Genomic DNA, 13,928 nt, shown 5'->3' with positions numbered 1-13,928 from the left:
GTGAGCTTTGTGTTGCGGCGCAGAATTTACCTTTATGGGTAGAACGTGTATGTATGCCGTCGGAGCTTTAGGAAAGGTAGTGATCACATTATTGAAATGTTGAAAATGCAGTTCAGACAGGTGATAGAGCAGGTTTGCTGTGATACGCCGGACGAGTTGCAAAAGTTTAGGGTGAAGTGATGCATAATAATATGACTGTAATCAATACAAAAAAACTGGTGCTTATTGCGAAGTAGAGTTCTGAAATTTTAAGAGTACATAATACTAATAAATTTTACAAAACTACAAAAATTGTTTTGAATTAAAAACCGCTTGGATTCGCACCAAGACTTTCCATTTAGACATGGACGTGCTATCTAATTACACTACAATTGGTTTTTAAATACCCTGATGATGGTATTACTACCATCAGTCACCTCAACCTCCCCAAATAAATGGTGATAAATTAAATTTGTGGAGAGTCAGGGAGTTGCGTCTTGTAAAGGCTGTCTTTGTGAGCCTTCTAATATTTTTAAAGTTTTTGGATCGACTCTTTCAAAATTTTCGTTTCTCCATTCAATACTTGTGGAATTTATATCCTCACTACTAGGTTTTCCATAAATATACTTACTTTCATTTTCTACTATACCAAAAATTCTTGAATTATTATTTCTATACAGTCCAATTATTTGTGGTAAACCTCCTGTATGAGGATCTTTTATTTCTTTAAGTGTTTGGTTTAGGCAGTGATAAACCGCACGGCTAGTTCTATAATCATTATGTTTGGGATTGTTCCAAATTTTCGACCATTTGTTATCAAATTCTTTTGCACCAGATCCATCACTTAGAACTTTTGTGGACCTTTTGCCTAATGGAATTTCACTTACTTCAATCCCATATTTTTTATTGTAAAAAAATTTAAAAAGTTTAAAATCTTTTCCAAATCTTGTACCATGTATAATAGTAAAAGTATTACCTAAAAAAGTATCAGGGTATTCTTTCAATGATGTTTCTATATAAGTAAAAATTTTTGAATTTTTAGAGTTGCAGTCATCGGATTCTTTTAATAAAATTCCGTTGTCAATTTGAGGAATAATTTGGCCTAATATCGTTGAGGGAAATAATACGTCCCCACAAAATCCGAAAATTTCAGGATATTTTGAAGCCCCAAAAACCTTAATTCCATAATCAAATTTAGTTTTGATGCCTGCTGTATATCTACTGTCAGATGCTATATAAAGAGATGATATTTCTTTACCAGTTTTTTTATCATCTACACCAACCCATGAAATTATTAATGTCATTAAATTAATCTTAGGTTTTGAAATTTTTCTAACTTCAAATATACTTAAATAGATTAAATAATTTTAAAGTTTTTAATGCGATTTTTTACTAAAAAATCTAAGTCCCTTCTGCAAAAAATTATTTATTATCAAATTGACAATTTATTACTTTTTCTTCTCCGACTTCACTGCCTGTCTCGCCAGTAATTTCCAGTCGTTTTTCACCTTTGTCCAGACCAATAAAATATCCAAAGTTACATCACCAGGCTCCTTTCCCAAATCAGCAGTCGTTGCATAAAAATGATGACGGACAATCGCTGTATTTCCGACGATTTGTATATTTTGGTTCGTAATATCAATCGTTAGAAAATCTGATTTTTTGCTGACCAGTTTTTCAACAAATTCTTTGGCATCATCAATATGACCTCCCGAATGTCCGTAAGTCAGTTCTGGAACAATTAAGGATTCCAGTGCTGATTTTTCACCGCTGATCATTGCTGATCTCAGTTTTTCTGCTGCATCTGTTACAGATTGGATATCATTTTTTTTCTGTCCGAAAACAGTTATTGCCACTAAAAAACTCAGGGCGAAAATTATTTTTTTAATCATAAATAATTAGATATATTTTTTAAAGATTTTAATTTGTTCCGATAATTATTAGAATCTTATTCTTTTAAAGTATAATATAATGAATTTCCGTTAGTAGTAATAACTTAGTTTTGAACGGTTTGTTTGTCATTCAGTAGGACCCTGAACTGCTTTATTTTGATGTGTTGAAATTCCTACAGAATGACAAAATGACTGCTGATCTTAGCGTTATGCTTAACAATCGACATTCATTTATAATTTTATCAATCATCAATCATCTATAGCGATTCTCTCTGAATAAATTTAAAAACATTATTCACCTGCTCTTTCTTGTTTTTTAAAATCATATATGCGGCAGATTCTCCCATCGCCTTAAAATCAGTAGTAATTACAGTAATTCCAAGCAATTCTTTCAAAGGGGTTTCGTTGTAAGAAATAATTCCGATGTCTTCACCCAGTTTTAAGTTTTTCTGACGGATCTGTTTCACCAAATTCACCAAATCACGCTCACGGATGGTGATGAAAATATCTTTGTCCTGCAGTTCCATGTCGGGATAAATTTCATCCAGAATTTCATAGTCGAGTTTAAAATCTCTGCAAAACTGCTCAAAACCGCGCACAATGCGGAAAGGGTAGGGATGAATGGATTTATCAGGATAGACCAAAATAATCTTTTCGTACTTTTTAATTTTATCTAAACCTTCCTTCAGCGCATCATAAATATCATGCTCGAAATCCTGGAAAATTGATCCGTAATCCCCAGAAATATTAGGTTTTGTATTGTCTAAAAGTAAAAGTTTGTTCTTCGGAATCTGTTCGATAATATCTAAAACTTCCTGTGTGGAACTCGTATGTTTCGACTGTTCATCACGGAAGTGAGGCATCACGACATAATAATCAAATCCACCAAGATTTTTCTTCAGCGCATTGATAAAAAGCGTTTCGTCGCAATGATAGATGTACATCTCCACATTGCCTTTGGTACCGATTGCATTGACGAAATAATTGTAAATCATCATTTTATAGGTACTCGGCTTGTTGATCAGAAAGAAAATATTGATGATGTCGTTCTTGTTGATGCGGGAAATATAATAACCTTTTCCCTTTACAGATTCAATGATTTGTCTTTTGCGAAGCTCTTTGTAAGCCTTTTCTACGGTATCCCGGGAAAGGAAGCAGGATTCGCTGAGTTCATTGATTGACGGAATTTTTTCTCCGATTTTTATTTGCCCTCCATCAATTCCGTTCAGAATAGAATCTACAATCTGTTTGTATTTCGGAACTCTGGAGTTTTCATTGATGTTGATTTCTAATGTTTCGGCCATGATTTTTTACAGATAGGAAATGCAATTCAGTTAAAAAACAGCTAAAATCAAAAGCGATTAATAGCTGAAAACAAGATACAAAAATTTGAAGTAACAGATTCATGAATGTTTTTTATAATGTTGATAGTCTAAAACTGTTAGTTATCAATTCTTTACAGATTATAAATGAATTACTTAAATTTTTATGAAACTCCCGTTTCAACGCTCAGTTTTTTTAAAACTGTAAAAGCTTCGGATCTTCTGAACTCTGACATCGTGAAAATCTCAGGCTGTGAGATTCCCCAAGTCATAAACTCTAATGGTTTAATAAAATTTGTCTATTTGAACAGTCAGCTTTTCTAAATTATACAAGTTTTATATGATGGATCAAGATTAAACAGGTTCAATAAACCCCCTTCCAATATGCTTTCTATACAGTAATTTTGAGATTTTGATTAAAATTATTATCAAATCATTGCTGAAAAGTTTTTTTTGTCTGTGTTTTTTATCTAACTTTAATCTAACTAATAACAATGATAATATGAGAAAAATTACAAAATTCTATTCCGATTAATTCGTGTTTCAATTCTCAACATTTCTGTTGATATTTTTGAGTTTTCTATTTTAAATTTAAAGTAATTCACAACATATTTTGGTTTGTTTCAATCTTGATTTCCTTTAATTGATGATGTCGATAACATTTGAATACAAAGTATAATTGTAGTGGAAAACCCAACTTAATTTCACACCGTTGGCAAATTGATTGTTGAAAGACAAAAAAATGTCAGGCATTGTTGGATTCGTGTGTGAAATTTTCCTGCCAGACCCGTAACGAATTGTTATGGAAATCTGCAGTGTCCCGCTGTGTGAAATTCTCTGATCCTCAACAATGTAAAAGTTTTTACTCTGTAACAGATAAAATAAATTTCTGTTTTGAAAAACCTTTAAAAAAACTAATAAACAAAAATACGAACCTAAAATTTTTAAACCATGAGTACAGTTAAATTAGGCAAATTGACCTTACCGCAATTTGCAGCCGAGAAACCAATAGGAGTAAGAGGCGATGGCACACTGATGTATGCCAAAGAAATAATCGCCGGAAAAACACCTCCTAAGTTTGGTCTTGATCTTACATCATTTCAAAACAAAGCGAAATTAGCGATTGCAAGAATAAAAATGGAATCCGACCTCAAAATCGGAGTGATAAGCGAAGGAATTTATAACCAGAGAGAGATCATCTCTCACATTGAAAATCAAACCTCGCTGGGAAAACAAATTGCAGATGCCGAGATTAAATATTCTGAATTTCTTCTCAATCAAATGCTGGGAAAAACGGCCTTGCTTTCGGATAGATTTGTGATGCCTAAAGAAATTGCTTTGCCTGCAGTTCCGGCTGAGTGGAAAATTATTCCAAAAGCAAAATGGATTTCGTTCAGAAATAAAGTTCTTTTTTGTGAAAATACAACAGACAGTGTGACCAATCAGGCAGCTTTGTACAGAATTAATAATGTTCACCCTGTATTTGCAAACAGAGGTTTTGAGGTCATTAAATTAGATGGAGTGAATGATAACAGAACTAATTTTGCCGCAAGAGCTAAAGAATCCAGAGTAGTTTACATTGGCGGGATCGGTCATGGTAACTATGATTTGTATACAGGTCACGGAAATTCATCTGTTCTCAGAATCGGAGCTTATGATCCGCTGGAAGTGCAGGATTGCTCTCTTCATTTTCTAAGTTGCCGTACAGGTCGTGATCTGGGACCAAATACAATCGCAAAAGGTGCAAAGTCGTATACTGGATATTCTGAAAATTTCACCTTTACCTGGGCAAATTCGACACTTTTTTGGAAGGCAGATTCGCAGTTTGATATCAGTATGGCAATTGGCAGAACCGTACAGCAGGCGATTGCTGATACAGTCAACCAGTTTAATGTGGGGATGGCGACGGTTCCGGGAACGAGTACAGCGGCACTGCTTATGCAGGATCGTGATCTGCTGCGTTCTCCCGTAAGTGGAGCGGCGTGGGGCAGCAAAACAGATACCGTTCTGCCGTATGTGTTCTACAATATCAGTCTGAAGGATTTTGCCAACAGATCTGTGTAATCACACAAAATCAGGAATTTTTCACAGAAATAATTCCTGATTTTTTATTTTTACCATTATGAAAAAAATTAACCTTCCGGCAATTATTGATGAGGCTAAAAGCAAGCCACTGAGCTACAATCCGCAATCAGACAGTTTTGTATTATATGACGAAGTAGCTTCGGGTGATAAGAAAATATATCCTCTTTCTTTACTGGATAAGCAGTTACGGCTGAAACTTGTGATTGAAAGATATAAAAAATCTGTTGAAGACAATATGATATCCACGCTTAATGGTGAAATGTATTCAAAAGCTGACATCATTGATGAAATAAAAAGAAATACCTCAGTGGGGCAAAATTTTTTTAATCTTGACTTCAATTATTTAGAATATTATGTAAGCACTTTTCCTGAAGAAGTTTTTGGCGAATAAACGAATGTGGTTGGAAACCTGTCAGGATAAATTAAAAGAAAATCACAGCTGATAATTTTCAGATTATTATTCAAAAAAAAGCCTGCCCCTTTCGGAACAGACTTTAGAAACTATATGAATGTGAAATTTTTAAGGCATCTTTTTAAAACCTTCCGCTTTTATCTTCCAGCTTCCGTCTTTCGGGAAACCAGGAAATTCTCCTGTCGAAGCATCCCAACCTTCCAACATCATTGCAACAGTAGTTAAAACACCACCGTTTCCGGGAAGATAAATTCTAAGACGTTTGTCCTGGAAATTATGTCCGTTTTTCAGATAGGTATTGGTTTGAATGTTCATAAACAAAGCGTCCAAAGCTTTATTTGGGAGTCCCAGTCTTGCCGCGTTCATTGCTGTCATTGGGAAATCCCAACCCCAGGTATGTTCCCAGTTCCATCTTTCCCAAACGATATCCAGCGTGTTTTTCATTATTTTTTTATCCAGTTTCGGAGATTCAGGAACCATTCCCAATGCGCCCAAAACTGCTGGGTGGTCGGTCATCCATTTTGGAAATGTGAATGAATCTTTTGCTGATTCTGTCGATAAATAAACGCCGTCCTGTACCGGAAGCGGAGCCAGTTTATTAATCACATCATCCCATTTTTTATCTCTCGGCTGACCCAATCTTTCTTTCCACTGCTGAGCGATTTTAAGCGACCAATCCCAGTACGCCACCTCGTAAGTCGGGTTGTAAGTGTCTTTTGCTGGAAAAACTTCCTGAGCCGGAATTACGCCTTTTCCTAAGTTGTAGCGGTTTTTCTCCTTGTCATAAGTCGCAAAATCAGCCATAAAATCAGCCGTCGCAAAAATCAAATCTTTATATTTTTCAAGAACTTTTTTATCCTTGCTGTTACGGTACAAAAGTTCGGTCATATAAATAATGTGCGGCTGTTCCCAAATCAAAAATGCTGCAACAGAAGAGGGACTTTCATTTCCTTCATTGTCCGACATTTTAATCCAACGAACGCCTTTATAGCCTTGTCTTTCGGCTAATTTTTTAGCTTTATCAAACGACCTGAAATAGTAATCTAACTGTTTTTCCAAAATCTCCGGTCTTCCCCACAAAGCGAAGTGAACGCCGTGCCACCAATGCATTTCCGTGTGCGGTTTTCCGTACCAGCTGTTGAAAGTCAAACCTGTTTCTTGTGGTGGATTATTTCCTCCACACTGAACTTTAGTTAAGTATTCTGACAAGACAACTCTTCTTTCAAGCTCATTGGCTCTTGGGTCTGTACTTCCCTCAAAATCAACAGCAGCACCGCTTTGCCAGAAGTTTTTCCAGCCAGAAGTACTTTCTTTTTCAGCATCTGCAAATAAAGTTCTGTTAGATTTCGGACTTTTAGCGGAAAACTCAACACTTAACTCAACGGTTTTGTTTTTCGAAGAAGGTTCGTAAACGAAGTAGTGTTTTCCAGCCTCACGAAGTTTTCCTTCCGTAAAATTCAATTGAGTATAATAATCCGTGCTTTGCAGTTTGTGCTGAATCAAACCCTGCGTCGACTGAGAAGAAACAATTTTCGTAGTATGCTCATTTTCTCTTCCATAAAATGCAGCGTCATCCAAAAACTGTCCCGACGGATGTGGATATTTGGCAAAAACTTTAAGCTTTCCTTTAGCCACCAAATCCGATTCAATTTTCACCCCGATTTTATCTGAATTTTGGAAAGAAGCCGTCCAGACTTTTACCGGAGTTCCTTCCAGAGAAAATTCGCTTGTGATAATTCCAGTCCATAAATCAATCTTCTGATTGACGTTGGTCAGGTCTGAAATTTTCGCTTTTTGACCGTCTTTTTTCGTCAGTTCAATCCCGATATTTCCCAACTGCAAACGGTGTTGGTTCACACGGAAATATTCCACAGCCCCTTTATTTCTTTCCGGTTCTTTGATTTGAACGGAGTATAAAGCTTTTCGCCCGTCGTTATTAAAATCGTAAGGCTTTAAAGTTTCCTCAAATTTATAATTCTCTTTGTTCGGAAAGCTGTTCCAGCCCCATTCAGACTGTGTTCCGAGAGAAACGCCGTTCTTGTAATACTCAGGAAACGACTGCATTCCGGTAATGTCAACCGTGTAGGCAAACTTTCCGTTTCCCACCGTAAAAGTGGAAAGCGTATCGGCTTTTGTGTTGACAATATTATGTCGCTGAACGACTTTTTTCCGGTCGATTTTCTGGGCATTCACTGAAGAAAATCCCATCAGGAAAATTCCTAGATATATTGTAATTTTTTTCATTACGCAATTAATTTTATTAGTTGATGATGTTTTTAACCGCAAAAGAGACAAAAGATTTATATGTTTTCTAGATACTCAAAAGTCAGCAAGATGACAGTATTTAGATTCAACATTTTGCAAACTTTTGAATCACTTTATTTCAATTATTTCTTTTGATGCTTTTGCGGTTAAAAGCCTTTTCATTATTTTATTTTATCTGCCTCGAATGCAAGGATATTTTTATGATTTATCTAAAGCTTATCCAATTTCATCAAAATTCTTCCCCCAACCCTAAAGGGAGTAATTTTATAATCTTAAGCATATTTTAATTCGTGCATTCGTGGCATTTTCACCTATTTCAAAACCGTCGCACTCATCATTCCTATCACCACATCATTACTCACGGCCGTTAATTTTATTGATTTTAATTCTTTACTCGCATCAATCGGCAAATCCAGAATTGTGGCAGAACCACCATCCACCTGACGGTCGGTAAATCCTTTGATGCTTGAGTATTTGCTCAAAGTTCCACCTTTGTACAATTCTCCCGTTTTCAGTTTTACGCGATACGGAATTTTATCATCCGGAATTTCAAAGGCAAAATTGTCATCAAACAAATCCTGCTCAATCGGCCACCAGTTCGTCGGATTTTTCAACTCCAATTCAGCTGTCGAACCATCTGCATACTGAACCGTAATTTTTCCATTCACAATCTGCGACTGCATCGGATTCGTAGTTCCAGCCATCAGAAAATAGATTTTCTTTCCTTTTCCTGTAACTGGAATTTCAAGAACATCCGAATAATTATCCCACTGACTTACAAAAGCAATATTTTTATCGGTTTTGTCTATTAAAAAAGGAATTCCAAGAAATTCTACTTTACCGTTTTTTCTTTTGCTCATCAATCCGCTGTCATCGATTTGAGCGGTGATTAATGGATAACACCAGTTTCCGATTCCCTGCCACGGAAGCTGTAAAGTCGGAACTTCCAATCTCGGTGAAAGGTATTTCTGATTGAAAGTCTCGGTTACTTTTTCATTGTATTTTGAAGCCAGTGAAATGTTGTTGAATTGACCTTGGTTTTCTATTTCCCAGTCTGTAATTTCAATATTCTGTTGAATTCCGTTATAATCAAGGACGATTGAATTGGTTCCTTTGCTCAAAACATTCACATGAATTTCAATATTTGTATTTTGATTTTTTTGAATCGCAAAAGTTTTGTTTAAACCATTAACCGTCAGTTTTCCAGTAATTGGATTGGAAGATTTCGACTGAATCTGCAATTTTTTATTCACCCATTTTGTCTCCAAAGGAAAACGGATGTCAACATTCACCGGTTGCCACCAGGCTGTTCCGTTTTGCTCGACCTGAACGAAAAAAGTTCCTTTTCTTTCTTTATTATCCAATGTAATTGCCTGGTTAACCACCCCGTCTTCTCCCTTCGGTCGAATCCACCCCTCCAGAGGAGAGGAATTTTTTATTAGTCCTTGCGGGTCGTAGATATTTTTAATTTTCTTTTTTGAATCAAAATTTAACTGAAGATTATCAGAAATATAATTAACGTAATCAGTTTGTTCATTTTTCAGTTCTTCTCCGGAATAGTTGATTTCAATTTTAAAATCTTTTCTTTTTGGCGTTTCAAACTGAACAAATGGTTGTGAAATCGAATTGGGTTTAATCTTCCAATCCACTTTTTTGCCATTCACTTTCACCGATTTGATGTTGGAATAATTTACAGGAATATGCATTTCCAGCGATACCGGATTCTGATATTTTGATTTAAATAAATATTCCGTTTTTTTTGAAGTTCTGGTAAACTGATAATCCCAATCGGGAAGTTTCAGCTCGGCAGAATTCCAGTCTTTCGGGAAGCCCGGTTTGATGCTGATTTTATTTTCCAACAAATTTGGATAAACTCCGAAAAGCCCTTCCGTCAAAGTTCTTGATGCCACACCAATCGGGTCAGCGAAATCACGGTACAATTCTCCACGGAATGCATCGTAATGAGAAAGCTGTTCAAAATTCCCCGGACTGATGCCGTAATACATCGACTCCACCAGATTTCCCTTCCAAAGTTGATAAGCATCCTCAGTTCTTCCGGCTTGCCAATACGCCAGAGCGGTCTGTAAGTTTTCCGCCAAAGCCACATTATTAATTGACCAGTCGTATGGTTGCCAATTTGTTGTTGCTAAAGTAAAATAGTCTTTATTATCCGCACCTTTTACCGTAATCGGAATTTTCGGTGTGTGATGATTGATGTACTGTAAGTTTTGGTAATCTTCAAATTCATTCAGAATAAACGCATCGGAAACGTGATAAATCGACCAGATTCCAGGTTTGTCGTGAACGATTTGATTACCCAAAGCATCTTTAAATTCAGCAAAATACCCTTTTTCTCTAAGCCAAAGTTGGTTTTTCATTGCTTTTAAAATCGCATCCGCTTCCTGTTCGTAAGGCTGAGGATTTTCTCCAATGATTTTCGCCAGTTTTGCCATTTCACGGTTGGCTCTGTAATTATAGGCTGAAGTGTGCGTTACTTTTCCACCCGAATATTGAAGCGCATCACTTGCCCAAATCGCCGCATACGCATCATACAAATCACCACGCTTGAAATTCCGTTTTTCCCAATTCATATGACGAACCATTGTCGGCCACATTTTTTTCAGGAAATCCTTGTCTCCGGTGTAATTGAAGTGTGAAAACATCTGGTCAAAAAACACCAGATTCATATCATAATGGTGCGGTTTTGTGTTGTCATTCGGATTCCTGGAAATATATCCGCTTGAAAAAACAGAAGTTCCCATTTTTTCCTCGTGACGGGCAAGATGTCGCATCGTGTCCATTTCGACAGGTGCAAAATCGGGTTTCAGAACCTGCGAATTGGCATAACTTTCAAAATGTTCTTTCGCTCTGTCGTGCCAGTTCAACGCATCGGCTGTGTAAGCGCCCCGCCAGGCATTCAAGCGCATTCTCCAGGCAACGGCTCCGTGAAGAAAGGTCGGACTTTCCCAAATTCCATCCGCTGCGACCGCTAAATTGGCTCCGAAATTATTTAAATCCGCATCCGGAGTTTTTAGCTGAATTCTGTTGGTTAATGTCAAACGGGATTTTTCCGCCTCATTGAAGATGTTTTTCAAATCTTCATCTGAAAAGTTTTTATCTGATTTTCCTTTGGCAATCTGAATGTAAACCGGTTGCTTTTGAGAAGAATAAGAAGCGTAAACAATCGGAGATTTGTCTGCTTTATTTTGAGTAAACTCAGCCAGTTTTTCTAAAGTCGTCGCATCAGTTTGCTGTAATGAATTGACATTTGAAAAACTTCCGTAAACGGATTGAGTTTCTTTTTTCTTATTTAAATAATTGAGCTGAAACTGATTTTTATTCAACTGAAACTGATTGTTCAGACAATATTCAGGCAGCAGATAAAATCCGGATTCCGGGTCTGCACCTATGTCGCCGTTTCTGCTGAAAGTCGTTCCGCTAGCACCGCCGTAAACTGCGTAAATTTTTGTTGCAGAATCTAAATTCACGGTTTCCATTTTTAAAACCAAACCTTCTTCCTTAGCCTGTGCCAAAACGGTCAGTTTTAAAGTTCCGTTTCCAAGAATGGGGTCTTTGATTTCATACAGCATTGAACCCGGTCGGTAACGTGTTTCAATATTATCAGCCTGAATTAATTTCTTAATCGAATTTCCTTTCTGAATAACGAACTGAAGATTTCCGCCCATTCCCGGAAGATACAGCGCAAATTCAGGCAAATCTCCCGCTTCAACTCTCGAAGCACGGTTATCACCATACAAAGCACGGTTGAATCTGTATTTTCCGTTGACCAATAAAAAATCGCCTTTGTCTTCTTTGTAATGCAGTTCACGCTCATTATTCTGCCAATGTTTTGATTGGGAATAGGAGAGTGAGAATGCCGATAAAACCAGAAGTCCGGCGAAAATGGTTTTTCTTCGCATTTTATGGTTTTAACTCAGTTAATGGCTGTCCGTTAACGGTTACATTTTTTAAAGTCACATTTTTCAGGTAATCTACTTTGTAAGGAATCTGAACGCCAACCATTTTTGCATTAATCATCGTGAAATCCGTTACTGGCGAAGATTCATAAGCATCAGAAAATACGGCATATTTCCCGCCTTTATCAACGGTTAAATTCTCAACCCAGATATTTCTGATGGTCGGAATGTGATTTCCAGGCTTTTCATAATGCATATTGAAACGAACGGCAGCTTCTTTGTAAGCGCCCACTTTTGTGTTGTAGAAAAATACATTTTCAATCGTTCCGCCACGGCTTGAGCTTGTTTTAATTCTCAACGCACGGTCAAGATTCTTGCTGTCCATCACATTTCCAATGGCATAAATATTTTTCGCACCGCCTGCAATTTCACTTCCAATCACAACACCGCCGTGACCGTCTTTCATTTCGCAGTTTTCGATGATGTGGTTTTCTGCAGGTCTTCCTATATCTCTTCCGTCCTCGTCTCTACCTGATTTAATGGCAATACAGTCGTCTCCGGTGTCAAAATAAGAATCTTTAATCCATACATTTTTACACGCTTCAGGGTCGAAACCATCGTTGTTTGGTCCGTGGCTGATTACTTTTACTCTTTCAATTAAAACATTTTCACACAAAACAGGATTCAGATTCCACATCGGAGAATTTTTCACCAAAACATCTGCCATATAGAAGTTTTTAGACTTGTAAGGCTGAACGAAATTGGGTCTTAAATACCATCCGTCCCCAAAAATTCTTTCTCTTGCAGGCGTTCTGTTGGCCATATATTCGTGAAGTTTAGCTCTTGCAGGATTTTGTCTTCCCGGACGCGATGTGTTGTAACCATATTTTGTAGCGCCACACCAGAACCACCAGTTGTCTAAATCTGAATTTCCATCCAAAGTTCCTTTTCCGGTCACTGCAATATTTTCTTCTTCATAAGCGTAAATCAAAGAGGAATAATTCATACATTCCATCCCTTCCCAACGCGTGAAGACGATAGGGTAGTCGTTGCTGTCCTGACTGAACAGAATCGTTGAACCATCGGTCAAATGAAGATTCACATTAGATTCAAGATAAATTGCACCCGTTAGGAAAACGCCGTTTGGAACCACAACTCGTCCGCCGCCTTCAGCGCTGCATTTTTCAATCGCTTTTTTGAAAGCTTCCGTATTTTTTGTTTTTCCGTCACCTACTGCTCCGAAATCCGTTATCAGATAGTCTGCTTTTCTGAATTTTGGAGCTTTGATTTGTTTCTTTAAAGCTTTAATTTCTTTTAAAGGCTGCTTTGCGGAAGTCCACGGTTTGTATTGAGCGGAAAGCGGTATTGACAGTAGAAATGCGAGGAGAATCAGCGTGAATTTTTTCATAATGACAAACATATTTAGTTGGAAGGAAAAATTTCCTTTTCTGTAAAACTTTATTTTGCAAACTAATATTATTAGAATCAATAATTATCCTGCACTGTCGGTTCTTCAAAATTAATCAGTAAATTATTACTGTACCAATATGAATTTTGCAAGTTTATGGCTTTTGCTTTCAGGTAATTTATAAAACATGTTTTTCCAATCTTGGTTTACTTTCGTTAAAAATAGCAGAAAAATTAGTAAAGGTAAAACGAATCTTAAATTGAGATTCAGAATCATTTTTTTACTTAAAAGGTAAATTCTTTCAGTAAAATTTAAAGTTTTTTATCTCAGAAAACTCAGTATTAACCATAGTTTGAAAGTAATTTTAAATGTTTGTCAGATGGACAAATTTAGCGTTTTAACATTTTTTAACAGAATCCATGTTTTTTTTGACTCAAATGATTGATAATTATAGCAGTATATAATTTTTCTTAATGAAGCAATGTGTCTCTATTTCAGGTAATTTTGACAATATAATTAGCGTTTTATTAACGTACAGTTAATTCTTATTGTTGTGAAAATCTGTATATTACGATGTGGTATTTGTTAAATTTGTACTAAATTTTGTAAAAAAGAGTCGCAGGTATTTTGGAAATTAAATTATTGTCG

The 13,928-nt window shown here is 36.5% G+C and carries 8 protein-coding genes; 2 read left to right on the top strand and 6 right to left on the bottom strand.

What is annotated here, in order from left to right; genetic code table 11:
• Positions 1-461: 461 nt before the first annotated feature.
• The 3 genes from IC610_RS13055 to IC610_RS13045 all read right to left on the bottom strand — a co-directional run bounded on the left by IC610_RS13055 (position 462) and on the right by IC610_RS13045 (position 3,175).
• Positions 462-1,283 carry a hypothetical protein gene (locus tag IC610_RS13055; protein WP_191737264.1) on the bottom strand — a complete coding sequence of 274 codons (822 nt, stop codon included), beginning with the start codon at positions 1,281-1,283 and terminating at the stop codon, positions 462-464.
• 144 nt (positions 1,284-1,427) lie between these two features.
• Positions 1,428-1,871, bottom strand: coding sequence for a nuclear transport factor 2 family protein (locus IC610_RS13050; protein WP_191737263.1), 444 nt, complete (start codon positions 1,869-1,871; stop codon positions 1,428-1,430).
• 257 nt (positions 1,872-2,128) lie between these two features.
• Positions 2,129-3,175, bottom strand: a complete 1,047-nt coding sequence (locus IC610_RS13045) for a GntR family transcriptional regulator (protein ID WP_056076505.1) — start codon at positions 3,173-3,175, stop codon at positions 2,129-2,131.
• A gap of 969 nt (positions 3,176-4,144) precedes the next feature.
• Between IC610_RS13045 and IC610_RS13040 the strand changes: the two genes are divergently transcribed.
• Positions 4,145-5,257 (top strand): hypothetical protein, encoded by a 1,113-nt coding sequence (locus IC610_RS13040; RefSeq protein WP_191737262.1) that lies wholly within the window; start codon positions 4,145-4,147, stop codon positions 5,255-5,257.
• Between the two features lie 58 nt (positions 5,258-5,315).
• Positions 5,316-5,669, top strand: coding sequence for a hypothetical protein (locus IC610_RS13035; RefSeq protein WP_191737261.1), 354 nt, complete (start codon positions 5,316-5,318; stop codon positions 5,667-5,669).
• A 129-nt stretch (positions 5,670-5,798) separates the two neighbouring features.
• On the opposite strand, the gene IC610_RS13030 is transcribed toward IC610_RS13035, so the two are convergent.
• The 3 genes from IC610_RS13030 to IC610_RS13020 all read right to left on the bottom strand — a co-directional run bounded on the left by IC610_RS13030 (position 5,799) and on the right by IC610_RS13020 (position 13,280).
• Positions 5,799-7,934: a hypothetical protein gene (locus IC610_RS13030; protein ID WP_191737260.1), complete on the bottom strand. Its 2,136-nt coding sequence runs from the start codon at positions 7,932-7,934 to the stop codon at positions 5,799-5,801.
• Between the two features lie 332 nt (positions 7,935-8,266).
• Entirely contained in the window at positions 8,267-11,875 is a 3,609-nt protein-coding gene (locus IC610_RS13025; RefSeq protein WP_191737259.1) for a DUF4450 domain-containing protein, read from the bottom strand.
• 1 nt (position 11,876) lies between these two features.
• Positions 11,877-13,280, bottom strand: coding sequence for a glycoside hydrolase family 28 protein (locus tag IC610_RS13020; protein ID WP_191737258.1), 1,404 nt, complete (start codon positions 13,278-13,280; stop codon positions 11,877-11,879).
• Between the last annotated feature and the right edge of the window lie 648 nt (positions 13,281-13,928).

The organism is Chryseobacterium caseinilyticum, assembly GCF_014837145.1.
In the GTDB taxonomy this organism is placed as follows: Bacteria; Bacteroidota; Bacteroidia; order Flavobacteriales; family Weeksellaceae; genus Chryseobacterium; species Chryseobacterium caseinilyticum.
Note: the sequence above shows the minus strand (reverse complement) of the source record. Positions and strands in the feature narration are given on the sequence as shown.

What these genes read in the sequence shown, in the direction of transcription:
- IC610_RS13055 (WP_191737264.1), bottom strand. Translation starts at nt 1,283, where the DNA reads ATGACATTAATAATTTCATGGGTTGGTGTAGATGATAAAAAAACTGGT.
- IC610_RS13050 (WP_191737263.1), bottom strand. Translation starts at nt 1,871, where the DNA reads ATGATTAAAAAAATAATTTTCGCCCTGAGTTTTTTAGTGGCAATAACT.
- IC610_RS13045 (WP_056076505.1), bottom strand. Translation starts at nt 3,175, where the DNA reads ATGGCCGAAACATTAGAAATCAACATCAATGAAAACTCCAGAGTTCCG.
- IC610_RS13040 (WP_191737262.1), top strand. Translation starts at nt 4,145, where the DNA reads ATGAGTACAGTTAAATTAGGCAAATTGACCTTACCGCAATTTGCAGCC.
- IC610_RS13035 (WP_191737261.1), top strand. Translation starts at nt 5,316, where the DNA reads ATGAAAAAAATTAACCTTCCGGCAATTATTGATGAGGCTAAAAGCAAG.
- IC610_RS13030 (WP_191737260.1), bottom strand. Translation starts at nt 7,934, where the DNA reads ATGAAAAAAATTACAATATATCTAGGAATTTTCCTGATGGGATTTTCT.
- IC610_RS13025 (WP_191737259.1), bottom strand. Translation starts at nt 11,875, where the DNA reads ATGCGAAGAAAAACCATTTTCGCCGGACTTCTGGTTTTATCGGCATTC.
- IC610_RS13020 (WP_191737258.1), bottom strand. Translation starts at nt 13,280, where the DNA reads ATGAAAAAATTCACGCTGATTCTCCTCGCATTTCTACTGTCAATACCG.